Genomic DNA, 22,864 nt, shown 5'->3' on the forward strand with positions numbered 1-22,864 from the left:
CGATCCGGGGCCTTTTTTGTTGGTCGGAGGGTTTCAAATCCTCCCCTTTGGGGGGAGGTGGCCCAAAGGGCCGGAGGGGGACTTCCTCCGCCGTGCAGCCCCCTCAGTCGCTCCGCGACAGCTCCCCCAGAGGGGGAGCATCTGACGTCGGGTTCTAGGGAACCAGCACCGTCGCCCCGGTGGTCTTCCGGCCCTCCAGCGCCTCATGCGCCTGCCGCGCCTGCGCCAACGGGAACCGCTGGCCGATGTCGATCTTCACCGCGCCCGAGGCCAGGACCTCGAACAGGGCCGCGGCGCTCTCGTCGAGCTCCTCGGTCGTGACGATGTAGTCGAACAGGCGAGGGCGGGTGATCCAGGCCGACTTGGCGCCCAGCTCCAGCGGCGCGAATGGCGGCACGGGACCGGAGGCGTTGCCATAGGTCACCAGCACGCCGCGGCGGCCCAGGCTCTTGAGGCTGCCCTGGAAGGTGTCCTTGCCGACGCCGTCATAGACGACCGGCACGCCGGCCCCGCCGGTGATCTCGGCGACCCGGGTGGCGACCTCCTCGTGGTCATAGAGGATCACGTGGTCGGCGCCGAGATCGCGGACGATCTGTGCCTTGGCCTCGGAACCAACCGTGGCGATCACGCTGGCGCCCAGGGCCTTGGCCCACTGTACCAGGATCTGGCCGACCCCGCCGGCGGCGGCGTGGACCAGCACGGTCTGGCCGGCCTTCACGGGAAAGCAGCGGCGGACCAGGAACTCGGCCGTCATGCCCTTCAGGAGCACGGCGGCCGCGACCTCCAGGTCGACGGCTTCCGGAACCTTCACCGCCCGGTCGGCCGGAACCACGGAGGCCTCCGCATAGGCTCCCATCGTGCCGTTGTAGGCGACGCGGTCGCCGACCACGAAGCGGGTGACGCCCTCGCCGACAGCTTCCACGTGGCCCGCGGCCTCCAGCCCCAGCACCTGCGGGTACTTCACCGGATAGAGGCCGGAGCGGTGATAGGTGTCGATGAAGTTCAGACCGACGGCCGCGTGGCGGACGAGGATTTGGCCGGGGCCGGGGGAGGGCAGGTCGCGCTCGACGACTTCCAGCACCTCGGGGCCGCCGGCGGCCTTGGCTTCGACGGCGAGCATCAGGCGAGGGTCTTCTTGAAGAAGGCCAGGCTGCGGCCGTTGGCGAGGGACGCATCGGCGGCGTCATAGTGCTCGCCACCCTCGCGCGCGAAGGCGTGGTCGCGGCCCGCATAGGTATGCAGCGTGATCTGCGGGTGGTCCTTGAGCGCCGCGAAGATCACCTGCTGGGCTTCCTTGGGAACGAACTTGTCTTCCTCGGCCACGTGCAGCAGTAGCGGCTTTTCCAGCTTCTCGACCTCGCCGACATGTTTCTCCAGGCCCACGCCGTAATAGGAGACGCAGGCGTCCGCGTCGGTGCGGGTCGCCGTCAGGAAGGCCAGCAGGCCGCCCAGGCAGTAGCCGACCGCGCCGACCTTGCCGGACGACTGCGGGCGAACGGCGTCGATCGTGGCGTCGATGTCGGCGACCCCGGCGTCCACGTCGAACGCGTTGAACAGCTCGAAGGCCTTCTTCCACTCGGCCTCGGACTTGTCGGTGATGTCGATGCCGGGCTCGATCCGCCAGAAGAGATCGGGGCACACGGCCAGGAAGCCTTCGCCGGCGAGCTTGTCGCAGATGTCGCGCATCACCTGGTTGACGCCGAAGATCTCCTGGATGACGACGATGGCCGGCGGCGCGGCGTCACCCGTGGCGGGACGCGCGACATAGGCCGTGAAGTCGCCGTCGGGGGTGTTGATCGTGAGGGTCTCGCTCATAGGGCTCTCTCCGTACTCAAGACTGCCATGGGGCCGCCATGGGCCGCCGATTGGGACTTTCGACCGAAGCGCTCTAACCTGCGGCGAGCAGGGTGCGACGTCACAATCTCGTGGCCCGCCGCCAGGGAACCTTTTCGATGAAGATGACGATCGAGATCGACTGCACCCCGGTCGAGGCGCGGGCCTTTCTGGGCCTGCCGGACGTGAGCCCGCTGAACGAGCACCTGGTCAAGGAGATGCAGGCGCGCATGGATTCCAACATGGCGATGCTGGCGCCCGAGGAGCTGTTGAAGAACTGGATGGCGTTCGGGGCCGGCGCCCAGGACAGCTTCCGCAAGCTGATGACGGCGGCGGCCGGAGCGGCGGTCGGCAAGCGCGACTGACCTGATGACCGATACGATCTACGCGCCGGCCACGGCGGCCGGTCGCGCCGCCGTGGCGGTGATCCGCGTTTCGGGTCCGGCCAGCGGCGAGGCCGTGCGGACCCTCACGGGAAACCTGCCCAAGCCGCGCCAGGCCGCTCTGCGCACCCTGCGCCACGACGGCGTGGCGCTCGATGATGCCCTGGTGCTGTGGTTCCAGGGGCCGGCCAGCTACACCGGCGAAGACGCCGCGGAGTTTCATGTGCATGGCGGCCGGGCGGTCGTCGAGGCGCTGCTGGCCGCGCTGTCGGCCCTGGGCCTGCGCCTGGCCGAACCCGGCGAGTTCACGCGGCGCGCCTTCCAGCACGGCAAGCTCGACCTGGCTCAGGCCGAGGCCGTCGGCGACCTGATCGACGCCGAGACCGAAGGCCAGCGCAAGCAGGCCCTGGGTCAGCTGGGCGGCGCCCTAGGCCGTCGATACGACGCCTGGCGCGATCTGCTGGTCCAGGCCCTGGCCATGCTGGAGGCGGCCGTCGACTTCCCCGATGAGGAACTGCCGGAGGACGTGGCGGCCCGCGCGCGGCCGGGGCTGGAGATCCTGAAGGTCGAGATCGACGCTGCCCTGGCCGATGTCGCACGTGGCAGGCGGGTGCGGGACGGCTTCCGCATCGCCCTGGTCGGCGCGCCTAACGCCGGCAAGAGCACCTTGCTCAACGCCCTGGCCGAACGCGACGCGGCCATCGTCACGGCGACCCCGGGCACCACGCGAGACGTCATCGAGGTTCCCCTGGTGCTGGGCGGCTACAAGGCCTTGCTGGCGGATACGGCTGGTATCCGCGAAACCGCCGACGATATCGAGGCCGAAGGCGTGCGCCGGGCGCGGGCCTGGGCGGAAGACGCCGATCTGCGTCTGTGGGTCGTGGACGCAGCGGAGTTTCACGTGAAACATTCCGAACACCACGCAATAATCCGTAGCGGCGACTGGATGGTGGTCAACAAGACCGATCTGGTAGCGCCGGGCGTCGTGGCGGCCATACGCGCCGAGGCCGAGGCGCTGGGATTGCACGTGGCGGCGCTGTCGGCGCGGGAGGAGGGGGCCGACCCGATCCGCGCCGTTTTGACCGACCACGTGGTCGAAGCCCTGTCCGGCGCCGAGTTTCCGGCCGCCACGCGGATCCGCCATGCGGAGCGTCTGGGGGAGGCGAGGGCCTATCTGGAGCGCGCCTTGGCCGAAACCGACGATGTGGAACTGGCTGCGGAGGACGTTCGTCTCGCCGCCCGGGCGCTTTCCAGGATCACCGGCAGGATCGATCCCGAAGCCGTGCTTGACCGTGTGTTTTCAAGCTTCTGCATTGGGAAGTGAATGTTTCACGTGGAACACCGCCTTGAACGGTCCACAGGCTGACCACAGATACGCACACGGCGTTTCACGTGGAACACGCCGGTCTCGACTCGCCCACAGGCAGGCTTGAGGCTATAAGTCGATAAACGCCCCCGCCGCGCCGGGGGCGTTCCGCATTGAGGCGCTTCTCCCTTGTCCAACACTTCGCCCCAACATTGGGACGTCATCGTCATCGGCGGCGGTCATGCCGGCTGCGAAGCCGCGGCCGCGGCCGCGCGCACGGGTGCGCGCACCCTGCTGCTGACCCACAAACGTGAAACCGTCGGCGAGATGTCGTGCAACCCGGCCATCGGCGGTCTGGGCAAGGGCCACCTGGTTCGCGAGATCGACGCCCTGGACGGCTTGATGGGCCGCATGGCCGACAAGGCCGGCATCCAGTATCGGATGCTGAACCGCTCCAAGGGTCCCGCGGTGCGCGGCCCGCGCTCGCAGATCGACCGCAAGCTCTATCGCGAGGCCATGCAGGCCGAGCTGTTCGCCTATCCGAACCTCGACGTCATCGCTGCCGCCGCCGAAGATCTGATCGTCGAGGACGGCCACGTGGCCGGCGCCGTGGACGGGGAGGGGAGCGTCTATCGCGCCCCCAAGGTGGTGCTGACCACCGGCACTTTCCTGAAGGGTCTGATCCATCAGGGCGAGACCCGCATCCCGGCCGGCCGCGTCGGCGACCAGCCGTCCATCGGCCTGTCGGACCGTCTGTATGGCCTGGGTTTCGACATTGGCCGCCTGAAGACCGGCACGCCCGCCCGCCTCGACGGCAAGACCATCGCCTGGGATCGCCTGGAAATGCAGGCGGCCGACGAAGAGCCCGTGCCGTTCTCGTTCCTCAACGACCGTATCGACGTGCCGCAGATCCGCTGCGGCATCACCTATACGACCGAGGAAACCCACCGGATCATCGCCGAACGCCTGGGCGAGTCCGCCGTCTATGGCGGCCGCGCCACGGGGATCGGCCCGCGCTATTGCCCGTCGATCGAGGACAAGGTCGTCCGCTTCGCCGACAAGACCAGCCACCAGGTGTTCCTGGAGCCGGAAGGCCTGGACGACGACACCGTCTATCCGAACGGCGTCTCGACCTCGGTCTCGGCCGAGACCCAGCTTCTGTTCCTGCGCACCATCCCCGGTCTCGAGGCTGTGGAGGTTATCCGCTACGGCTATGCGATCGAATACGACTATGTCGATCCGCGCGAGCTCTACGCCACGCTTGAGACCAAGCGCCTGCCGGGCCTCTATCTGGCCGGCCAGATCAACGGCACCACGGGTTATGAGGAGGCTGGCGCTCAAGGCTTGGTCGCCGGCATGAACGCCGCCCTTTCCGCCTTGGGCAAGGAGCCGGCCGTCTTCGCGCGCGACGAGGCCTATATCGGCGTGATGATCGACGACCTGGTCACACGTGGCGTGACCGAGCCCTACCGCATGTTCACCAGCCGGGCCGAGTTCCGCCTGACCCTGCGCGCCGACAACGCCGACCAGCGCCTGACCGGGCGCGGTGTCGAACTGGGCGTCGTGGGTGAGGTTCGCGCCGCCGCCTGGGAGGCCAAGGCCACCGAGCTGGCCGCTGTGCGCGCTCGCGCCCGGACCCTCAACATGACTCCGGCCGAGGCCGTGAAGGCCGGCTTCAAGGTCAATGCCGACGGCCAGCGCCGCGACGTCCTGGCCATGCTGGCCTATCCCGACGTTGGCCTCGACGACTTGGTCCGTGTGTGGCCGGAGATCGCCGACTGGAGCCCGATGGCCCGCGAGCAGATCGAGATCGAGGCGGCCTATGCCGGCTATCTCGACCGCCAGCGCGCCGACGCGGAATCCCTGCGCAAGGACGAAGACCTGCGCCTGCCGGCCGACCTCGACTACCGCGACATCGGCAGCCTCTCCAACGAGGTGCGCGAGAAGCTGATCCGGGTGAAGCCCCTGACCCTGGGCCAGGCCGCCCGCATCGAGGGGGTGACCCCCGGCGCCCTGACGGCCCTGCTGGCCCACGTCCGTCGGGGTCGCGCCGCCTGATGGCCGTATCCGAACTTGTCATCGAGACGCTCGACCCGGTCGACGCCCCGGCCTTCCAGAGGCTGACGGGCGCGACCGACGTCCAGATCGCGGATCTCGCCCGCTATCGCGAGCTGCTGGCGCAGTGGAACGAGGTGATGAACCTGGTCGGCCCAGCCTCAATGGCCGCCTACTGGAACCGTCACGCCTGGGATAGCGCCCAGCTGCTGACCTTTGCTCCTCAGGCCAAGACCTGGGCCGACCTGGGGGCCGGCGCCGGTTTGCCCGGCGTGGTGCTGGCGATCCTGCTGAAGGGCGTGCCCGGGGCCAAGGTCCACCTCGTCGAGAGCATGGCCAAGCGTTGCCGCTTCCTCGAGGCGGTTTCCCACGAGCTCGACCTGCCCGTCGAGATCCACAACGCCCGCGCCGAAAGCCTGGACCTGAAGGTCCAGGTGGTCACGGCCCGGGCCTGCGCGCCGATGCCGCGCCTGCTGGAATTCGCCCAACCCTATTTCAAGCGCGGCGCGGTCGCCTGGCTCCTGAAGGGCCAGGAGGTCGCCGCCGAGATCGCCGAAGCCGAGAAGACCTGGAAGTTCGAGTCGGACGTGCGGAGCTCCAAGAGCGACCCGCGCGGCCATGTCGTGCAAATCAAGGGGCTGAGCCGTGTCCGCAAAGTCTGAGCTGAGAGTCCTGGCTGTCGCCAACCAGAAGGGCGGGGTGGGCAAGACCACCACGGCCATCAATCTGGGCACCGCCCTGGCGGCCTGCGGCGAGCGCGTGCTGCTGATCGACGCCGACCCGCAGGGCAACTGCTCGACGGGCCTGGGGATCGGTCGCCTGCAGCGCAAGAAGACGCTGTACGACGTGCTGATGGGCGAGGCGCCGGTGGTCGAGGCCGCCGTCCAGACCTCGCTGCCGGGCCTGGACGTGATCCCGGCCGACGCCGACCTGTCGGGCGTGGAGCTGGAGCTGGGCCAAGTGGCTCGCCGTTCCTACCGCCTGCGCGACGCCCTGGAGCCGCTGCGCGCCAACGGCCCCTACACCTACGTGCTGATCGACTGTCCGCCGTCGCTGAACGTGCTGACGGTCAACGCCATGACCGCGGCCGACGCTGTGTTCGTGCCGCTGCAGTGCGAGTTCTTCGCCCTGGAAGGCCTGACCCAGCTGATCCGCACGATCGAGCGTGTCCGTGGCAGCCTCAACCCGCGCCTGGAGATCCAGGGCGTGGTGCTGACCATGTACGATCGCCGCAACAGCCTGTCCGAACAGGTGGCCAAGGATGTCCGGGATCACTTCGGCGACAAGGTCTATGACGCGGTCATACCGCGCAACGTCCGGGTGTCGGAGGCGCCGTCGTTCGGCAAGCCGGTGCTGCTGTACGACCTCAAATGCGCCGGATCGCAGGCCTATCTGCGCCTGGCCCGCGAGGTCATCAGCCGCGAGAAGGACCGTCAGGCCCAGGCGGCCTGATCCACAGGTGAAGACGACCTGAGGATACGGGTCGAAGTCGTTATCGAATTTGAAGTTTCCAGGAGACGGTCGTGGTCGGTGAAGCGGGGATGTCGGAAGGCCGTCGGGGTCTGGGTCGCGGTCTGTCGGCGCTGCTGGGCGAGGTCGATGCGGCTCCGGCCCAGGCGCCCGGCGACAATACCGGCGGCTCGCGCGAGGCGCCGATCGAGCTTCTGAAGCGTAATTCCGATCAGCCCCGCCGGACCTTCCGCGAGGATGACCTGGTAGAACTGGCCAACTCGATCGCCGAGAAGGGCGTGCTGCAGCCCATCCTGGTGCGGCCGGCGCCGGGCGCTCCGGGCGAGTACCAGATCGTCGCCGGCGAGCGTCGCTGGCGGGCCGCCCAGCGGGCCGGCCTCAAGACCGTGCCGATCATCGTGCGCGAGCTCGACGACCTGGCCGTGCTCGAGATCGGCATCATCGAGAACGTCCAGCGCTCGGACCTCAACATCCTCGAAGAGGCGCTGAGCTACCGGGTGCTGATGGACAAGTTCGGCCGCACCCAGGACGCCATCGCCCAGACCATCGGCAAGAGCCGCAGCCACGTGGCCAATACGCTGCGCCTGCTGGCCCTGCCGGAAGCCGTGCAACAGCACCTTGTCACCGGCGCCCTGACTGCCGGCCACGCCCGCGCCATCGCCACGGCCGAGGATCCGGCCGCCCTGGCCCAGCAGGTGATCGACGGCGGCCTCTCGGTGCGCGAGACCGAGGCTCTGGCCCGTGTCGCCCAAACCGGCGACGCGACCCCGCGCGCCAAGGCCGGCGGCGCGCCCAAGGCGCCGCGCGCCAAGGACACCGACACCCAGGCCCTGGAAGCCGATCTGTCGTCGGTGCTCGGCCTCGACGTCGAGATCGACCATCGCGGCGGCGCCGGTTCGCTGATCGTCCGCTACGCGACGCTCGAGCAGCTCGACGACCTCTGCAACCGCCTGACCCGCGGCGTCTGACGGAACGTTTTCAGGGTCTTCTGTGGCGCACGAAGAAGGGCGCGGCCGTATCCTGGGTCGCGCCGTTCGCCACAGGCGAGGCAGGGTGGCGCTGATTTCGCGCTAATGCCTTGCGCTACAAGGTGAAAGTGGAATCGGGACCGCCAATTTGGTCGTCCGTTCCGCGATTATTTTCCACAAGATCGACGTGCAGCCCGATGAAAAGGCTTTGCCGTTCAGTGCGAATCTCGATCTCGCGGCTTCAGGCCTCGTCCAGAGTTCGGACCGATCGACATTCCGATGCGATTGTCCGTTTACAGCCGCCTCCCTCGCCCTCGTGGCGAGGGCCCATGTTGGCGACCGCTCAGACCTGAAACGTCCTGCCAAGGTCTGAGAAGGCCAAACCCTGGATCCTGGGCACAAGGCCCAGGAAGGCCATCGTTGGGTGGGGCGAAGACGGGTAGAAGCCCGCCCGCCGGCTACAGCCCCAGCCGCCGCGCGCGGCCGGCGATCTGCAGGGCCAGGCGTTCGGCGATCAGCTGGTCGGGCGAGCCGGAGGTCTTGCAGGCCTTGTCTGCGGTCAGGATGTCCTGCTGCACGGTCAGGAGATGCTCGAGCGACCAGGCACGGGCCTGGCGCAGGAATTCGCGCTCGGTCTTCCAGAACACGCCCGAGGCCTTGGCGGCGGCCCCCAGGTCGACGCCGTTCTTGTGCAGGGTCAGGGTGCGGCGCAGGCGGCCCAGATAGTAGCCCATGGCCCGTACCGCCGCCGGGCCGCCTTCGCCCTCCTGGGCGGCGCGGCGCAGGCCGGCCTGGGCGGGACCGATGCGGCCGCCGAAGGCGTCGGCAGCGGCGTCGCTGAGCGAGGCCTCGGGCTCGACGCCCAGGAAGTCGGTCAGGTCGGCCGGGGTGGCGACCACGCCGCTGTTGGGACCCAGATACAGCGCCAGCCGCTCGATCTCGGCGCGGGCCACGCCGCGCTCCTTGGGCAGGCGGTTGACGAACAGGTCCAGCGCCTCGCCATTGAGGCTGACGCCGTCGCGCGAGAGGGCGTCGCGGGTCAGGCGCGCCATGTCGCCGACCTCGTCCTCGTAGCAGGGGATGACGTAGCAGCCGTTGGCCTTCTCGCCCGTCTTGCGCAGGGCGGAGTCGCGGCCCAGGGCGCCGGCCTCCACCAGGAAGAAGGCCTCGGGGTTCAGGCGGCCCTCGACATGGGCCGTGAGGGCCTCGGCGGCCTGCTTGTCGGGTCCGGCCTTCTCGCCCATCAGGCGCAGCCGTACGAGCCGCTTGCCGCCCATCATCGACAGGGCGGCCAACTCGTCTTCCAGGCGGCCCGGCTGGCTGTCGAGGTCGCCCTCGGTCAGCAGGGCGGTGTCGAAGGGGTCGTCGGGCCGCTCGACCACCTTGTGGGCGAGCTGGGTGGCGCGGTCGCGCACGACGCCGCGATCCTTGCCGTAGATGACGACGGCCCGGACGTCGGGCGTCGGATCCTTCAGGAACCGCTCGACGTCCTGCCGCTTGGAAAGAATGGCCACGAGGTCAGGCGGGCGCCTTGCCGGCCAGCCAGGCGGCCAGGTCCAGCTGGATCTTGCGCGCCACCTCGGCGGCGGCCCGTTCTTGGCCGTCCTGCTGGGCGGCGATGGCCGCATAGGGCTGGTCGGCGGAGTCGTAGGTCACCACGGCGGTCGTCTGGCCCTTGCGGACCTCCGAGCCGGTCGTGGCGTCGACCAGCTTCCAGTCGACCTTCATGTTGAGTTCGTAGCGGTTGGCCACGTTGTCCACGCGCACGCCGCGGGCGTAGCGGTTTTCCTTCACCGTGTAGGTCAGGCGGTGCGAGGGCAGGACGCTGGGATTGCGCGCCAGAGCGTCCTCCAGTTGCTCGCGCAGCAGGTAGCCGGCGCGGCCCTCAGCGGCCACCACCTCGATCGCGCCGAGCCCGCCGGTCACCCCGTGCTGGGCGTAGAGCGGGGTGAAACCGCAGGCCGACAGGGCCAGGGTCGAGAGGAGGGCGGCGGCCGCCAGGAGACGCTTCATGGATCAGTTCGCCACGATGTTGACGATGCGGTCTTTGACCACGATCACCTTGCGGACCGTGACCCCCTCAAGGTGGGCCATGACGCCCGGATCCGCCAGAGCGATTTTCTGCACCTCGTCGTCCGGGGCGCCGGCCTTGACCTTGATCTCGCCGCGGCGCTTGCCGTTGATCTGGATCGGCAGCACGCGCTCGTCGTCGGCGGCCAGGGCCGGGTCGGCCTTGGGCCAGGCCGCGTCGACCACCATGCCCTCGCGGCCCAGCCGCACCCAGGCCTCTTCGGCCAGGTGGGGGGTGAACGGGGCGACCAGGCGGGCCAGGATGTCCAGGGCCTCGACACGGGCGGCCAGAACGGCCTCCGACGCGCCTTCTGCCGGAGCGGCCTTCAGGGCGTTCAGGAACTCGTACAGGCGCGCCACGCCGCTGTTGAAGCGGAAGCCCTCGATGCTGTCGGTGACGAAGCCGATCAGCTTGTGGGCCGCCTTGCGCAGGGCCAGGGCCGCTTCGTCCGCCTCGTCGTGGGCGAAGTCGCCGGCCGGCTGGCTGTCGAACTCGTTCCACAGGCGGTGGGTGAAGCGCCAGCTGCCCTCGACGCCGGAATTGGTCCACTGCACATCGCGCTCGGGCGGGCTGTCGCTCATCACGAACAGGCGCGCGGCGTCGACGCCGTAGGCCTCGAAGATGTCCTCGGGGGCGACGACGTTCTTCTTCGACTTCGACATCTTCTCGATGTCGCCGATGATCACCTTGGCGCCGTCCGAGCGGCGGGTCGCGGTGCGGACGCCGGCGTCGTTGACGATCTCGACGTCGCCCGGCTCGATCCAGATCGGCTTGCGCGGCTCATCGCCATCGGCCTCGGCACGGGGGCCCTGGTCGAGTTCGTAGGCTTCGTGGGTGACCATACCCTGGGTGAACAGGCCCGCGAACGGCTCGTCCACCGACAGCAGGCCCTCATCCTTCAGCGCCTTGGTGATGAAGCGGGCGTACAGCAGGTGCAGCACGGCGTGCTCGACGCCGCCGATGTACTGATCGACCGGCATCCAGTGGTCGGCGCAGGCCTTGTCAATCGGCTCGGCCGCGGTCGGATCGGTGAAGCGGGCGAAGTACCAGCTGCTGTCGACGAAGGTGTCCAGCGTGTCGGTCTCGCGCTCGGCCGGGGCGCCGCACGACGGACAGGCGACGTGCTTCCAGGTCGGGTGCCGCACCAGCGGGTTGCCCGGCTTGTTGGGATCGAAGGTGACGTCCTCGGGCAGCACCACCGGCAGCTGGTCTTCCGGCACCGACACCGGGCCGCAGGCCTCGCAGTGGATGACCGGGATCGGGCAACCCCAGTAGCGCTGGCGCGAGACGCCCCAGTCGCGCAGGCGATAGACGGTCGCGCCCTCGCCCTGGCCGGCGGCCTCGATGCGGGAAACAGCCTCGGCCTTGGCGGCCTCGACGTCCATCCCGTCCAGGAACTCCGAATTGAAGATCTTGCCGGGGCCGACATAGGCCTCCTTGCCGACCGTGAACTCGGCCGGATCCGCGCCCGCCGGCAGCACCACGGGCTTCACCGGCAGGTCGTACTTGCGGGCGAAGTCCAGGTCGCGCTGGTCGTGGGCCGGGCAGGCGAAGATCGCGCCGGTGCCGTAATCCATCAGGATGAAGTTGGCGATCCAGACGGGCAGGGTGATCGACGGGTCCAGCGGATGCTTCACCCGCAGGCCGGTGTCGCGGCCCAGCTTCTCGGCGCCCTCGATGTCGGCCTCAGAGGTGCCGCCCTTGCGGCATTCGGCGATGAAGGCCTGCAGGTCGGGGTTCTCGACCGCCAGTTGCTCGGCCAGCGGGTGCTCGGGGGCGATGCCCACGAAGCTGGCGCCGAACAGGGTGTCGGGACGGGTGGTGTAGACCTCCAGCCCCTCGGCCAGGCCGTCGGGCGCTTCGCCGTCAAACTGGAACTTGAACCGCAGGCCCTTGGACCGGCCGATCCAGTTCTCCTGCATGATGCGGACCTTCTCGGGCCAGCGATCCAGGGTCTTCAGGCCGTCGATCAGGGCGTCGGCGTAGTCGGTGATGCGCAGGAACCACTGGGTCAGCTTGCGCTTCTCCACGGTCGCGCCCGAGCGCCAGCCCTTGCCGTCGATGACCTGCTCGTTGGCCAGCACGGTCATGTCGACCGGGTCCCAGTTGACCGAGGCTTCCTTGCGATAGACCAGGCCGCGCTTCAGCAGGCGCAGGAACCAGGCCTGCTGCTTGCCGTAGTACTCCGGGTCGCAGGTGGCGAATTCGCGCGACCAGTCTACCGACAGGCCCAGGGCCTTCAACTGCTCGCGCATGGCGGCGATGTTGTCGTAGGTCCAGCCCTTGGGGTGGACGCCGCGCTCCATGGCCGCGTTCTCGGCCGGCATGCCGAAGGCGTCCCAGCCCATCGGGTGCAGCACGTTGAAGCCCTGGGCGCGCTTGTAGCGGGCCACGACGTCGCCCATGGCGTAGTTGCGCACGTGGCCCATGTGGATGCGCCCCGACGGATAGGGGAACATCTCGAGCACGTAGTATTTCGGCCGCGCATCCGGGGTGATCGGCGTCAGGAAGGTCTCGGCTTGCGCCCAGCGTTCACGCCACTTCGGCTCGGTGTCTTTGGGATTGTAGCGGGCCATGGAAACCAGAGATGCTTGCGGTCGATGCGCGACGGGCGCGTTCCGCAGACGTCATAAGCGGTTTCGCGGCCGAAGCGCGCCTAAATATGCGAACGGGAGCCCCTTGTCGCCAGGGAGCTCCCGAAAGGCGTGCGAAGGATGAGGGGTCCTTAGTTCTTGATGTTCGAGAGGCGAAGCTGGCGCGCGCGCGTCAGGATGGCGTTCTCGATGTCGGTCGCGGTCTGATCCGCGGCCGCCGTGTCGACCCAGGCGCCCGAAGCATCCTTGGCCTGCTTGAAGATGGTCACGTTCAGACCGTCGGCGCGCAGGCGGGTGTCGAGGATGTAGACGGTCGCCTTGAAGCGCTCTTCCGGCTTTTCCGGGTTCACGTACCAGTCGGTGACGATCACGCCGCCGTACGGGTCGGCCGAGGCCAGCGGCATGAACGCCAGGGTGTCCAGCGACGCGCGCCACAGGAAGCCGTTGACGCCGATCGAGCCTTCGCTCGGGGCGGTCTTGGGCGCGCTCTTCTTGAAGAGGCCGAAGGGCTGGAAGCCCGGCTCTTCGCTCTGGGTCGTGAAGGTCTTGGGCGGCTTGTTGCTGCTGCAAGCGCCAACGCCGAGAACCGACAGCGCCAGAACGCCAGCGGCGACGCCGCGCAACACCGACCCACGCTCAAACGCCATAGTACCTTGCTCCAAATGTCTGCCGGCGCGTGCGCGCAGCCCAGGCGCGCCCCCGCAGCCGGAACGGCTCTATAGCATGGCCGAGCCGCGTCAAAACAGGAATCGCGTGACATGACCGCCACAGGCGCCGCTTGAATCGTAACCTGCGACGATCAGCGTGATCCAAGCCCTGTTGACCGCGTTGTATTCAGGCCTTTATTCGGCGTTCAGGGTGTCCGTGCCTATATAGGTTCGGGCAGGGGTAATTTTGGGGACAGGTGTCGAGTGACGAAGGTCGCGACCCAATTCGTGATGGCTGGCGCCGCCGCCGCGCTGATCCTGACGGGATCGGCCTCGATCGCGCACGCCCAGACGAAGACCCGTACCGCGCCCGCCACCGCCGACTTCACCGTCAAGAACGACTTCACCGGTTCGCAGGGCGCGCCCTTCAGCCCGCAAGGCCCGAAGAAGACCCTCGAATTCGACGCCCGCAAGGGCAAGTGGGGCCTCAAGCTCGACCTCGACCAGCCCGTCGGCCGCGACATGGAGCTGAAGGACGTCCAGGCCGGCGCCTACTTCAAGGTCACCCCGTCGATCCGCGTCGGCGGCGCCGTGGCCCTGGGCGAGAACAACCCCGCCGTGGCCGCCCGCAAGAACGAAACCCGCGAGCCCGCCCCGCGCGTGAAGCTCGAGACGGCTTTCAAGTTCTGATCCGGGCTTCGCGCTCGATCTCGAACATTCCAAACCTTCCCGTCATTCCCGCCCTTGTGGCGGGAAGCCCTGGTGCCGTTCGCACGTGAAGCGCAAGCGACGTGCTCGGCACGTCGCCCCTCCTGCCCTTGCGGCTGATAGAGGGGTTCCCGCCACAAGGGCGGGAATGACGGGATGAGGGGGCGGCGCTAGGCTCCGAACCCCTCGATCCCAGCCAAACCATAGACGCCCGCGCCGACCAGCGCGTCGGAGGTGTCGGCGTTGACCCCGCCCAGGGCATAGACGGGCAGGGCGCTTTCTCCGGCGATCGCCGCCAGGCCCTCGACCTCTAACGGCGTCCCGGCCGACGGGCTGTTGCTCAGAAAGACCGGCGAGACCACCAGCGCTTCGACCCCGGCCAGTTCGGCCGCCCGCGCCGCAGCCGTATCGTGCGCCGCCGCCGTCAGCCGCCAGGCCGGATGCGTCGCGCGAATGGCCGGGGCTGTCTCGACCAGCCGCTGAGGCAGGTGCACGCCGTGGGCGCCGATCGCCTGCGCCAGGTTCGGATCGGCCCCGGCCAGCAGCAGCAGCCCCCGGCGACGAACGATCGTCGCCAGACGCAGGCCACGCTCGACCGCGTCAGCGGCGTCGAAGGGCCGATAGACGATCCCCGCGCCGGCCGGCAGGCGCTCGGCGACGCCTTCCGGATCCGGAACGCGGACCGGATCGGTGAAAAACAGCAGCCGGGGCAGGGGATCGCCCGGCCAGGCCCATGGGCGAAGCCGCGCGGCCGTTCTAGAGAGGGTCTCCAGACTGTCCGTTTCCTGGTCCGCCATGTCCGAAGCCTTGATCTCCATCCAGTCCCGCATCGCCGCCGCCGCACAAGCCGCCGGCCGCGCCGCCGCCGCCATCCAGCTGGTGGCGGTGTCGAAGCTGCAGCCGTGGGACCATATCGCCCCGGTCTTCGCCGCGGGCCAGAAGGTTTTCGGCGAGAACCGCGTGCAGGAGGCCAAGGAGCGCTGGACGCCGCATCGCGCCGAGATCGAACTGCGTCTGATCGGCCCTCTGCAGACCAACAAGGCCCGCGACGCCGTGGCCTTCTTCGACGTCATCGAGACCCTGGATCGTGAGAAACTGGCCCGCGTGCTGGCCGACGAGGTGCAGGCCCTCGGTCGCGCCCCGCGCCTCTACATCCAGGTCAACACCGGTGAAGAGCCGCAGAAGGCCGGGATCATCCCCACCGACGCCGACGCCTTCATCGCCGCCTGCCGAGGCGTCTACGGGCTCCAGATCGAGGGCCTGATGTGCATCCCGCCGGCCGACGAGGACCCCGCCCCTCATTTCCGCCTGCTGGCGCAGATCGCCGCCCGCAACGGCTTGGCCAAGCTCTCTATGGGCATGAGCGACGACTTTGAAACCGCCATCGCTTGCGGCGCGACATCCGTCCGGGTCGGTTCGGCGCTGTTCGGGGGCCGCTGATCCCTCTCCCCCTGCGGGAGAGGGTGGCCCGCGCAGCGGGTCGGGTGAGGGGTCGAAAGCCCTGTCCGCCGCGACGGCTGTCAGGCCGGGCGAGGCCGTCGATTTTTGAGAAACCCCTCATCCGACGGCCTTCGGCCGCCACCTTCTCCCGCAAGGGGAGAAGGATCACCTCACAGAACCCGACGTCTTGAGCTCACGCCTCCGAGATCCCCACCGCGTCCCCCGGCTGGGCCTTCGCCAGCAGCGCCTCGATGTCGGCCCGCGCCAGGGCCACGCAGCCCTCGGTGCCGGGATAGCCGTCCCGCGCCAGGTGCAGGAAGATCGCCGAACCCATACCCGGAACCGGCGGGTCGTCGTTGTGGGCCAGGACGCCGACCAGGTCGTAGACCGAATCCTCGCGCCACATCCGCTCGGCGCTGGCCGGGTAGGGCAGTTTCACCGGTCGATTGTAGTTCGGATCGCCCGGCGCGTCGCACCAGCCGTCGTCCGGAGCGATAGGAGCCGTGGGCAGGGCGGTCTGCGGGCCATCCGGATAGATATCGGGGCGGTAGAGCACTTGGCGGATCGCCCAGGTCCCCAGCGGGCTTCGGTTGTCGCCCTCGCGCTTGTCGGCGGCGGCGATGACGCCGGCCTTGCCGAGGGCGCAGCGCACGCTTTGGCCGTCGCCGAGATCGATCGTTCCGTCCGAATAAGCCTGGAAGATCATCGCAAACCCCGCTCCCGCAAGCCGCGCCCCTTGGCGCCGGGCCTCGCAGCGGTCATGTTCCGGCTCATGGCGCAACGCAAGACCCTGCTTCTCATCGACGACGACGACGACCTGCGCGGCGCCTTGGCCGAACAGCTCGCCCTGCACGAGGAATTCGCCGTGGCCGAATGCGCCACCGCCGGCGAAGGCGTGCGGCAAGCCCGCGAGATCAAGCCGGACCTGATCCTGCTCGACGTCGACCTACCCGACATGGACGGCCGCGAGGCCTGCCGCCTGATGCGCAAGAACGGCGTCACCGCGCCAGTGATCATGCTCACCGCCGCCGCCAGCGACAGCGACACCATCCTGGGCCTGGAATCGGGCGCCAACGACTATGTCACCAAGCCCTTCCGCTTCGGGGTGCTGCTGGCCCGCATCCGCGCTCAGTTGCGCAGCTATGAGGCCTCGGAGGACGCGCTCTTCCGCATCGGTCCCTACGAGTTCCGGCCCTCGGCCAAGCTGCTTGTCGACGACAAGCAGAAGAAGGTGCGGCTGACTGAGAAGGAAACCAACATCCTCAAGTACCTCTACCGCGCCGGCTCCAAGCCGGTGTCGCGCGAGGAGCTGCTGACCGAGGTCTGGGGCTACAACGCCGGCGTCACCACCCATACGCTGGAGACCCACGTCTATCGCCTGCGGCAGAAGATCGAGCCCGATCCGGCCGTGGCGCGGATCCTGATCACCGAGGCGGGCGGCTACCGGCTGCAGCCGTAGAAGGCTCTGACTTTCCAAATACCCCCAAACTTCGTCATCCCGGAAAGCCCGCAGGGCTTATCCGGGACCCAGGTGACTGGGTGCGATGTGGTCAGATCAAGCGCCCAGGCGTTGGCAAATGCGTTGCGACGGCCCCTGGGTCCCGGCTCTACGCTGCGCTTCGGCCGGGATGACGAGCCTTGGAAGCGTCGACCAAAAAGAAAGGCCCGGGGCTTTTGCTCCGGGCCTTCTTCAATTCAGCGATCGCGCCTGGATCAGGCGTTGCCGACCGGCGCGCCTTCGGCCTGGGCCTTGCGCGCGGCGTAGACGCCGCCGAAGTCGATCGGGTCGATCAGGAAGGGCGGGAAGCCGCCTTCGCTGGTGACGTCGGCGATCAGGCGACGGGCGAACGGGAACAGGAAGCGCGGGCACTCGATGAGCAGGACCTGCTCGAGGGCTTCTTCCGGCACGCCGGTGATGTGGAACAGGCCGCCGTAGACGACTTCGACGTGGAACACGGCGGTCTCGCCGCGCGTGGCGCGGGCCGACAGCTTCAGGTCCACTTCGAACAGGCCGTCATTGCGGCCGCGGGCGTTCATTTCGACGCCCATGTCGATGGCGGGCTGGTCGGCGGCGGCGCGGAGCGAGTCCGGGGCCAGCGGGTTTTCGAACGAGAGGTCGCGAACGAACTGGGCGACGATGCGGATGCCGGCGGCGGCCGCTTCGTTGTCGTCCTGGGCGGCGGGCGGAGCGCCGATGGTGTCGGTCATGAACGTTTTCCGTGTTCGGCGCGGGTCGCCCGGCCTTAGGCGTGAGCGGCGCTGCTAACATGTGCGAGAACGCCGTGCAACGTCAGGCGCCTGACGCGGGCGGTCGCTTCGCCTATATAGGAAGGCTGTCGTCGCCATCGACGGCCCGATGCGGAATTTGTCGTGACTGAACTGATCGTCTTCGCGGTGCTCGCCGCCGTCGTCCTCTACCAGCTCTACGCCGTGCTTGGCCGGCGGGTGGGCCGTCAGCCCGAGGACACGCCCGCCGCCGTGGCCGCCCCGGCCGCCGGCCGTCCGGCCGAGAACCCGGAGACCGTGGCCCCGGTGGCCGCCACCGGCGTCGCCGCCCTGCGCGCGCGCCAGCCCGACTTCGACGTCGGCCGCTTCCTGGTGGGGGCCCGCCAGGCTTACGAGATGATCCTCAAGGCCTTCGCCGCCGGTGACCGCGAGACCCTGAAGCCGCTGCTGGCCCCTGACGTCATGGCCAATTTCGAGGGCGCCATCGCCGCCCGCGAGGCCGACGGTCGCACCGAGAGCGTCGAGCTGCTGACCCTGCCGCGCGTCGATCTCGACAGCGCCTCGGTCGAGGGCGACGTCGGTCGCGCCGTGGTGCGGATCCTCGGCGAGGTGCGCACCCGCTCGACCAGCGCGGCCGGCGAGGCGGTGGACGACCGCCGCACGGCCGACCTGTGGACCTTCGAGCGCGACCTCAAGAGCCGCGATCCCAACTGGACCCTGGTGCGCGTCGCGGTCGCCGAGGCCTGATGTTGCGTTCCGTCCTGACCGCCGCGGCGGCCGCCCTGGTTCTGGCCGCCTGTACGACGGCCGCGCCGCCCCTGCCGATCACCCCGACGGCGCCGGTTCCGCCCTCGACGCCCCGGCCGCAACCGACTCCGCCGGCCTCTTCAGGGGCCGGCTTCTCGGCGTTGCAGGGCTGGAACGAGGAAGACCACGCCGCCGCCCTGCAGGCGTTCCGCGAGACCTGCGGCGTCGCCAAGGATCCTGCCACGGCGCAGGTGTGCCGCAAGGCCAAGCAGGCCGGGCCGGTCGACGACGCGGCGGCGCGCCTGTTCCTGGAAGCCAATTTCCGCCCCGAGCCGGTCGCCGGCCAGGGCCTGCTGACCGCCTATTTCGCGCCGGAATACGAGGCGCGGATGTCGCGTTCGGCCGAGTTCAGCGCCCCGATGCGCGGGCGTCCGGCCGACCTGGTCATGCTCGACCTCGGCGCCTTCGACCCGACCCTGAAGGGCAAGACGGTGGCCGGTCGCGTCGCCGGCGGGACCTTCACCCCCTACGACGACCGCGCCGCCATCGAGGCCTCGCCGCTGGACCGGCCGCTGGCCTGGCTGCGGCCCGAGGACCTGTTCTTCCTGCAGATCCAGGGCTCGGGCGTCCTGACCCTGCCCGACGGCCGCCGCGTGCGCGCGGCCTTCGCCGCCCACAACGGCAAGCCCTTCACCGGGATCGCCACGGCCATGCGCGACCGCGGCCTGCTGGCCGACGGCGACACCTCGGGCGAGGCGATCCGCGGCTGGCTGGCGGCCAATCGCGGCCCCAGGGCCGACGAGATCATGCGGCTGAACCCGCGCTACGTGTTCTTCCAGACCTCGCCCGACGACGGTCGTCAGGCCACGGGCGCGGCCAATGTGCCGCTGCCGGCCGGCCGGGCCATCGCCGTCGATCCCAGTCAGAACGCCCTGGGCGGCCTCTACTGGATCGACGCCAGCGCGCCCAAGCTGGCCGGGGCCTTCCCGACCTATCGCCGGGCCGTGGTGGCGCTGGATACCGGCGGCGCGATCAAGGGCGCGGTGCGGGCCGATCTCTACATGGGCACCGGCCAGGCGGCCGGAACCGAGGCCGGCCGCGTGCGCCACGACCTGCGCCTGTGGCGCCTGGTCCCCCAGCCGCAATCCTGATCCCCGGGGCCTGATCCGATGAGCAAGCGGCCGCCCGACGACGACGGCCAGCGCCTCTGGCGGCTGGTGGCCTCCACGGTGCGCGCCAAGGCCGGCGAGACGCCGCTGAAGATGCGCGCCAAGGTCAAGGTGCGTCCGGCCAAGGCCGAACTGATGGGTCACGCCGCCGAGGTGGCCCCGCCGACCCGCCTGGCCTCGATCGCGCCGCTGCGCATCGATCCGGCCGACATTCCGGCGCTCAAGGCCAAGCCCAAGGCGCCCAAGCCACCGCCCGAACGCATCGAGCCCAACCGCCATCGCCGCATCGCCAAGGCCCACGACCCGATCGGCGCTCGGCTCGACATGCACGGCCTCGACCAGGACCAGGCCCGCGCGACCCTGGAACGCTTCATCCGCCGGGCCTTCGACGACGGCCACCGGGCGGTGCTGGTGATCACCGGCAAGGGCAAGGTGGGGCAGGGCGTCCTGCGCCAGCGCACGCCCGAATGGCTGGCCGACCCGGCCCTGCGCGAGATGATCGCCGGGGTGTCGCCGGCCGACCAGCGCCACGGTGGCGAGGGCGCGCTCTACGTGGCGCTGAAGCGGAAGGGGTAGGAGGCTTTAGCTTCCGCCTGCATCCCCAACTTCGTCATCCTGGAAAGCGCGCAGCGCTTATCCGGGACCCAGGGGGACTGGACGCGGCGATCGGGTTCGCCGTTGGGGGCGTTGGCCGGCGCATTGCGGCGGCTCCTGGGTCCCGGCTCTCCGCGCTGCGCGCTCCGGCCGGGATGACGGAAAAAAGAGGGGAAGAAGGCCTACTTCGGCCGCGACGCCTTCTCCGCATGCCCGGAGGTCCCCTCGCGGGCTTCCAGCTTCTCGGCCACGGCGTCCAGCGACACCCCGGCCGCGGCCATCAGGGCCAGCCAGTGGTAAAGCAGGTCGGCGCTCTCCGAGGCCAGGGCCTCGGGACCTTGCGCCACGGCGGCGATCACCGTCTCGACGGCTTCCTCGCCCAGCTTCTTGGCGGCCAGGGCCGGATCGTTCAGCAGCTTGGCGGTGTAGGACGCGCTCGGGTCGCCGCCCTTGCGGCTCTCGACGGTGGCGGCCAGGCGCTCCAGGACTTCGAACAGCCGGCTCATGCGACGTTCCTCGAAGGATCCAGGCGCACCGGCACCCCGGCCGCGGCCATGGCGGCCTTGGCCTCACCGATCGAGATTTCGCCGAAGTGGAAGATCGAGGCGGCCAGAACGGCGGCGGCGTGGCCGTCGCGGGCGGCTTCGACCAGGTGTTCGGTCTTGCCGGCCCCGCCGGAGGCGATCACCGGCACGTTCACCGCGCCCGTCACGGCCTTCAGCAGCGGGATGTCGTAGCCGATCTTGGCGCCGTCGCGGTCCATCGAGGTCAGCAGGATCTCGCCCGCGCCGCGCTCGACCACCTTGGCGGCCCAGTCGACGACGTCGAGGCCGGTGTCCTTGCGGCCGCCATAGGTCCAGACGTTCCAGCCCGAGCCGTCCGGCCGGGCCTTGGCGTCGATGGCCACCACCACGCACTGGGCTCCGAAGGCGTCGGCCCCGGCGGCGATCAGGTCGGGATTCTCGACGGCGGCGGTGTTGGTCGAGACCTTGTCGGCGCCGGCCAGTAGCAGGCGGCGCATGTCGGCCACCTGGCGCACGCCTCCGCCCACCGAGACGGGCATGAAGCAGACCTCGGCGGTGCGCGAGATCACGTCCAAGATCAGGCCGCGGCCCTCGCTGGAGGCGGTGATGTCGAGGAACATCAGCTCGTCGGCGCCGGCCGCGTCATAGGCCGCGGCCTGCTCGACGGGGTCGCCCGCGTCGCGCAGGTCGACGAAGTTGACGCCCTTGACGACCCGGCCGTCCTTGACGTCGAGACAAGGAATGATCCGGGTCTTCAGCATCAGAGCGCCGCCGCGACCAGGGCTTCGGAGGGCTTGATCGTGCCCGCGTAGAGCGAGCGGCCCAGGATGGCGCCGGCGACCTCGACGCCCTTGCGGGCCTTCAGCCGTTCGATGTCGGCCACCGAGGCGACGCCGCCCGAGGCGATGACGGGGATCGAGACGGCGTCGGCCAGTTCGCCCACGCCCTCGACATTGACGCCGGTCAGGGCGCCGTCGCGGCTGATGTCGGTGACGATCAGGGCGGCCACGCCCACGTCCTCGAAGCGCTTGCCCAGGGTGATGGCGTCGATGTCCGACAGGCCGGTCCAGCCGTCGATGGCGACCTTGCCGTCACGCACGTCGACGGCCACGGCGATCTGCTCGGGCCACAGGCGGGCGGCCTTGCGGACCAGGTCCGGATCATGGACAGCCACGGTGCCGAGGATGACGCGCGACACGCCGGCCTCGATCCAGGCCTCGATGCCTTCCAGGGTGCGGATGCCGCCGCCCAGCTGCACCGGGATCGAGATCGACTCCAGGATCGATTGCACGGCGGCTGTGTTCACCGACTTGCCCTCGATGGCGCCGTTCAGATCAACGACGTGCAGCCACGAGAAGCCGTCCTTGACGAAGCGCTGGGCCTGGTCGGCCGGGCTGTTGTTGAAGACCGTGGCCTTGTCCATGTCGCCGTGCAGCAGGCGCACGCACTGGCCGTCCTTCAGGTCGATGGCGGGATAGAGGATCATGGGCGCCATTCCAGGAAGTTGGCGAGCAGGGCGAGCCCGGCGGCTTGTGATTTTTCGGGGTGGAATTGTACGCCCGCGACATTCCCCTTGGCCACCGCCGCGACGAACGCGCCGCCGTGGTCGCTGGTCGCCACGACGTCGGCCGGATCGGCCGCGTCGAGCGCGAAGGAATTGGCGTAGTACATGTGGGCGCCGTCCTCGATGCCCGCGAACAGGGCGTGAGCGCGCGAGAAGGCGATCGCGTTCCAGCCCATGTGTGGGATGGTCAGCGCGGGATCGGACGGCTGAAGCTTCTTTACCTGGCCGCCGATCCAGTCGAGGCCCGGCGTGACGCCGAACTCGAGACCTTCGGTGGCCAGCAGCTGGTGGCCGACGCAGATGCCCATGAACGGCGCGCCGCGCTGGTGCACGGCTTCGTTCATGGCCTCGAACACGCCAGAGGCGTCCAGGCCCGCGCGGCACGAGGCGAAGGCCCCGACGCCGGGCAGGAACACCCGGTCGGCCTTGGCCACGAGGTCGGGATCTGCGGTGACTATGATGGAGGCGGCGACGCCGCGTCGGCGGGCGGCCTCGTTCAAGGCCTTCTCCGCAGATCGCAGGTTGCCCGACCCATAGTCGATCAGGGCGAGAGTTTGCATGGAAC

At 69.4% G+C, this 22,864-nt stretch carries 25 protein-coding genes; 12 read left to right on the forward strand and 13 right to left on the reverse strand.

Annotated elements, in window-relative coordinates; genetic code table 11:
- Positions 1 to 154 precede the first annotated feature (154 nt).
- Both AC07NS_RS05660 and AC07NS_RS05665 read right to left on the reverse strand, forming a co-directional pair.
- Complete coding sequence (locus tag AC07NS_RS05660) at positions 155 to 1,120, reverse strand: quinone oxidoreductase family protein (protein WP_494602099.1); 966 nt, start codon at positions 1,118 to 1,120, stop codon at positions 155 to 157.
- Complete coding sequence (locus tag AC07NS_RS05665) at positions 1,120 to 1,815, reverse strand: dienelactone hydrolase family protein (protein ID WP_494602100.1); 696 nt, start codon at positions 1,813 to 1,815, stop codon at positions 1,120 to 1,122. The genes AC07NS_RS05660 and AC07NS_RS05665 overlap by 1 nt, the downstream gene beginning before the upstream one ends.
- A gap of 137 nt (positions 1,816 to 1,952) precedes the next feature.
- On the opposite strand from AC07NS_RS05665, the gene AC07NS_RS05670 reads away from it, so the two are divergent.
- From AC07NS_RS05670 to AC07NS_RS05695, 6 genes are all read left to right on the forward strand, one after another.
- A complete protein-coding gene (locus AC07NS_RS05670) occupies positions 1,953 to 2,198 on the forward strand; it encodes a DUF6489 family protein (RefSeq protein ID WP_110121131.1) in 246 nt (81 codons plus the stop codon).
- Positions 2,199 to 2,202: 4 nt separating this feature from the next.
- Entirely contained in the window at positions 2,203 to 3,540 is a 1,338-nt protein-coding gene (gene mnmE / locus AC07NS_RS05675; protein ID WP_494602101.1) for a tRNA uridine-5-carboxymethylaminomethyl(34) synthesis GTPase MnmE, read from the forward strand.
- A 171-nt stretch (positions 3,541 to 3,711) separates the two neighbouring features.
- A complete protein-coding gene (mnmG, locus tag AC07NS_RS05680; RefSeq protein ID WP_494602102.1) occupies positions 3,712 to 5,580 on the forward strand; it encodes a tRNA uridine-5-carboxymethylaminomethyl(34) synthesis enzyme MnmG in 1,869 nt (622 codons plus the stop codon).
- Positions 5,580 to 6,239, forward strand: coding sequence for a 16S rRNA (guanine(527)-N(7))-methyltransferase RsmG (gene rsmG, locus AC07NS_RS05685; RefSeq protein ID WP_494602103.1), 660 nt, complete (start codon positions 5,580 to 5,582; stop codon positions 6,237 to 6,239). Before mnmG ends, rsmG begins: the two co-directional genes overlap by 1 nt.
- Positions 6,223 to 7,029 carry a ParA family protein gene (locus AC07NS_RS05690; protein WP_494602104.1) on the forward strand — a complete coding sequence of 269 codons (807 nt, stop codon included), beginning with the start codon at positions 6,223 to 6,225 and terminating at the stop codon, positions 7,027 to 7,029. Before rsmG ends, AC07NS_RS05690 begins: the two co-directional genes overlap by 17 nt.
- An 89-nt stretch (positions 7,030 to 7,118) precedes the next feature.
- Positions 7,119 to 8,015: a ParB/RepB/Spo0J family partition protein gene (locus tag AC07NS_RS05695; RefSeq protein ID WP_494602826.1), complete on the forward strand. Its 897-nt coding sequence runs from the start codon at positions 7,119 to 7,121 to the stop codon at positions 8,013 to 8,015.
- Between the two features lie 458 nt (positions 8,016 to 8,473).
- Here AC07NS_RS05695 and holA read toward each other — a convergent pair whose 3' ends face one another.
- From holA to AC07NS_RS05715, 4 genes are all read right to left on the reverse strand, one after another.
- Complete coding sequence (holA, locus tag AC07NS_RS05700; protein ID WP_233245169.1) at positions 8,474 to 9,523, reverse strand: DNA polymerase III subunit delta; 1,050 nt, start codon at positions 9,521 to 9,523, stop codon at positions 8,474 to 8,476.
- Between the two features lie 10 nt (positions 9,524 to 9,533).
- Positions 9,534 to 10,028: an LPS assembly lipoprotein LptE gene (lptE, locus tag AC07NS_RS05705; RefSeq protein ID WP_494592032.1), complete on the reverse strand. Its 495-nt coding sequence runs from the start codon at positions 10,026 to 10,028 to the stop codon at positions 9,534 to 9,536.
- 3 nt (positions 10,029 to 10,031) lie between these two features.
- Positions 10,032 to 12,662 carry a leucine--tRNA ligase gene (leuS, locus tag AC07NS_RS05710; RefSeq protein WP_494602105.1) on the reverse strand — a complete coding sequence of 877 codons (2,631 nt, stop codon included), beginning with the start codon at positions 12,660 to 12,662 and terminating at the stop codon, positions 10,032 to 10,034.
- A gap of 149 nt (positions 12,663 to 12,811) precedes the next feature.
- Positions 12,812 to 13,342, reverse strand: coding sequence for a DUF3576 domain-containing protein (locus AC07NS_RS05715; protein WP_492854107.1), 531 nt, complete (start codon positions 13,340 to 13,342; stop codon positions 12,812 to 12,814).
- 249 nt (positions 13,343 to 13,591) lie between these two features.
- Here AC07NS_RS05715 and AC07NS_RS05720 point away from each other — a divergent pair, with 249 nt between their 5' ends.
- Entirely contained in the window at positions 13,592 to 14,017 is a 426-nt protein-coding gene (locus AC07NS_RS05720; RefSeq protein WP_233245168.1) for an NtrZ family periplasmic regulatory protein, read from the forward strand.
- A 188-nt stretch (positions 14,018 to 14,205) separates the two neighbouring features.
- On the opposite strand, the gene AC07NS_RS05725 is transcribed toward AC07NS_RS05720, so the two are convergent.
- Complete coding sequence (locus tag AC07NS_RS05725; protein WP_494602106.1) at positions 14,206 to 14,832, reverse strand: thiamine phosphate synthase; 627 nt, start codon at positions 14,830 to 14,832, stop codon at positions 14,206 to 14,208.
- Between AC07NS_RS05725 and AC07NS_RS05730 the strand changes: the two genes are divergently transcribed.
- Positions 14,831 to 15,475: a YggS family pyridoxal phosphate-dependent enzyme gene (locus AC07NS_RS05730; RefSeq protein ID WP_494602107.1), complete on the forward strand. Its 645-nt coding sequence runs from the start codon at positions 14,831 to 14,833 to the stop codon at positions 15,473 to 15,475. The two genes, AC07NS_RS05725 and AC07NS_RS05730, sit on opposite strands and share 2 nt — an antisense overlap.
- Positions 15,476 to 15,668: 193 nt before the next feature.
- Here the strand turns inward: AC07NS_RS05730 and AC07NS_RS05735 are convergent, their stop codons facing one another.
- Positions 15,669 to 16,181: a L,D-transpeptidase family protein gene (locus AC07NS_RS05735; RefSeq protein ID WP_494602108.1), complete on the reverse strand. Its 513-nt coding sequence runs from the start codon at positions 16,179 to 16,181 to the stop codon at positions 15,669 to 15,671.
- Between the two features lie 66 nt (positions 16,182 to 16,247).
- On the opposite strand from AC07NS_RS05735, the gene AC07NS_RS05740 reads away from it, so the two are divergent.
- A complete protein-coding gene (locus AC07NS_RS05740; protein WP_198575488.1) occupies positions 16,248 to 16,934 on the forward strand; it encodes a response regulator transcription factor in 687 nt (228 codons plus the stop codon).
- Positions 16,935 to 17,188: 254 nt separating this feature from the next.
- Here the strand turns inward: AC07NS_RS05740 and secB are convergent, their stop codons facing one another.
- The gene (secB, locus tag AC07NS_RS05745) at positions 17,189 to 17,683 is read right to left on the reverse strand and encodes a protein-export chaperone SecB (RefSeq protein WP_110118405.1); all 495 of its coding nucleotides are present in this window, start codon (positions 17,681 to 17,683) and stop codon (positions 17,189 to 17,191) included.
- Between the two features lie 162 nt (positions 17,684 to 17,845).
- On the opposite strand from secB, the gene timA reads away from it, so the two are divergent.
- From timA to AC07NS_RS05760, 3 genes are read left to right on the forward strand one after another with little or no spacing between them, the layout of a single operon-like run.
- Positions 17,846 to 18,448, forward strand: coding sequence for a TIM44-related membrane protein TimA (gene timA, locus AC07NS_RS05750; RefSeq protein WP_494602109.1), 603 nt, complete (start codon positions 17,846 to 17,848; stop codon positions 18,446 to 18,448).
- The gene (gene mltA, locus AC07NS_RS05755) at positions 18,448 to 19,599 is read left to right on the forward strand and encodes a murein transglycosylase A (RefSeq protein ID WP_494602110.1); all 1,152 of its coding nucleotides are present in this window, start codon (positions 18,448 to 18,450) and stop codon (positions 19,597 to 19,599) included. The genes timA and mltA overlap by 1 nt, the downstream gene beginning before the upstream one ends.
- A gap of 18 nt (positions 19,600 to 19,617) precedes the next feature.
- A complete protein-coding gene (locus AC07NS_RS05760) occupies positions 19,618 to 20,193 on the forward strand; it encodes a Smr/MutS family protein (RefSeq protein WP_494602112.1) in 576 nt (191 codons plus the stop codon).
- Between the two features lie 200 nt (positions 20,194 to 20,393).
- Here AC07NS_RS05760 and AC07NS_RS05765 read toward each other — a convergent pair whose 3' ends face one another.
- From AC07NS_RS05765 to hisH, 4 genes are read right to left on the reverse strand one after another with little or no spacing between them, the layout of a single operon-like run.
- A complete protein-coding gene (locus AC07NS_RS05765; protein WP_494602113.1) occupies positions 20,394 to 20,717 on the reverse strand; it encodes a phosphoribosyl-ATP diphosphatase in 324 nt (107 codons plus the stop codon).
- Entirely contained in the window at positions 20,714 to 21,496 is a 783-nt protein-coding gene (hisF, locus tag AC07NS_RS05770) for an imidazole glycerol phosphate synthase subunit HisF (protein WP_494602115.1), read from the reverse strand. Before hisF ends, AC07NS_RS05765 begins: the two co-directional genes overlap by 4 nt.
- Complete coding sequence (gene hisA, locus AC07NS_RS05775; protein ID WP_199228335.1) at positions 21,496 to 22,230, reverse strand: 1-(5-phosphoribosyl)-5-[(5-phosphoribosylamino)methylideneamino]imidazole-4-carboxamide isomerase; 735 nt, start codon at positions 22,228 to 22,230, stop codon at positions 21,496 to 21,498. Before hisA ends, hisF begins: the two co-directional genes overlap by 1 nt.
- The gene (gene hisH, locus AC07NS_RS05780) at positions 22,218 to 22,859 is read right to left on the reverse strand and encodes an imidazole glycerol phosphate synthase subunit HisH (RefSeq protein ID WP_494602116.1); all 642 of its coding nucleotides are present in this window, start codon (positions 22,857 to 22,859) and stop codon (positions 22,218 to 22,220) included. The genes hisA and hisH overlap by 13 nt, the downstream gene beginning before the upstream one ends.
- Positions 22,860 to 22,864: the final 5 nt, after the last annotated feature.

This window comes from Caulobacter sp. GW821-FHT10A10, from assembly GCF_059415745.1.

Bases quoted from the DNA above. Each gene is read 5' to 3' on its own strand.
- hisH (WP_494602116.1), bottom strand. From the start codon at position 22,859: ATGCAAACTCTCGCCCTGATCGACTATGGGTCGGGCAACCTGCGATCT.
- hisF (WP_494602115.1), bottom strand. From the start codon at position 21,496: ATGCTGAAGACCCGGATCATTCCTTGTCTCGACGTCAAGGACGGCCGG.
- AC07NS_RS05695 (WP_494602826.1), top strand. From the start codon at position 7,119: ATGTCGGAAGGCCGTCGGGGTCTGGGTCGCGGTCTGTCGGCGCTGCTG.
- rsmG (WP_494602103.1), top strand. From the start codon at position 5,580: ATGGCCGTATCCGAACTTGTCATCGAGACGCTCGACCCGGTCGACGCC.
- secB (WP_110118405.1), bottom strand. From the start codon at position 17,683: ATGACCGACACCATCGGCGCTCCGCCCGCCGCCCAGGACGACAACGAA.
- AC07NS_RS05670 (WP_110121131.1), top strand. From the start codon at position 1,953: ATGAAGATGACGATCGAGATCGACTGCACCCCGGTCGAGGCGCGGGCC.
- AC07NS_RS05760 (WP_494602112.1), top strand. From the start codon at position 19,618: ATGAGCAAGCGGCCGCCCGACGACGACGGCCAGCGCCTCTGGCGGCTG.
- AC07NS_RS05740 (WP_198575488.1), top strand. From the start codon at position 16,248: ATGGCGCAACGCAAGACCCTGCTTCTCATCGACGACGACGACGACCTG.
- AC07NS_RS05660 (WP_494602099.1), bottom strand. From the start codon at position 1,120: ATGCTCGCCGTCGAAGCCAAGGCCGCCGGCGGCCCCGAGGTGCTGGAA.
- AC07NS_RS05730 (WP_494602107.1), top strand. From the start codon at position 14,831: ATGTCCGAAGCCTTGATCTCCATCCAGTCCCGCATCGCCGCCGCCGCA.
- lptE (WP_494592032.1), bottom strand. From the start codon at position 10,028: ATGAAGCGTCTCCTGGCGGCCGCCGCCCTCCTCTCGACCCTGGCCCTG.
- AC07NS_RS05725 (WP_494602106.1), bottom strand. From the start codon at position 14,832: ATGGCGGACCAGGAAACGGACAGTCTGGAGACCCTCTCTAGAACGGCC.
- AC07NS_RS05735 (WP_494602108.1), bottom strand. From the start codon at position 16,181: ATGATCTTCCAGGCTTATTCGGACGGAACGATCGATCTCGGCGACGGC.
- hisA (WP_199228335.1), bottom strand. From the start codon at position 22,230: ATGGCGCCCATGATCCTCTATCCCGCCATCGACCTGAAGGACGGCCAG.
- mnmE (WP_494602101.1), top strand. From the start codon at position 2,203: ATGACCGATACGATCTACGCGCCGGCCACGGCGGCCGGTCGCGCCGCC.
- AC07NS_RS05765 (WP_494602113.1), bottom strand. From the start codon at position 20,717: ATGAGCCGGCTGTTCGAAGTCCTGGAGCGCCTGGCCGCCACCGTCGAG.
- leuS (WP_494602105.1), bottom strand. From the start codon at position 12,662: ATGGCCCGCTACAATCCCAAAGACACCGAGCCGAAGTGGCGTGAACGC.
- mltA (WP_494602110.1), top strand. From the start codon at position 18,448: ATGTTGCGTTCCGTCCTGACCGCCGCGGCGGCCGCCCTGGTTCTGGCC.
- AC07NS_RS05665 (WP_494602100.1), bottom strand. From the start codon at position 1,815: ATGAGCGAGACCCTCACGATCAACACCCCCGACGGCGACTTCACGGCC.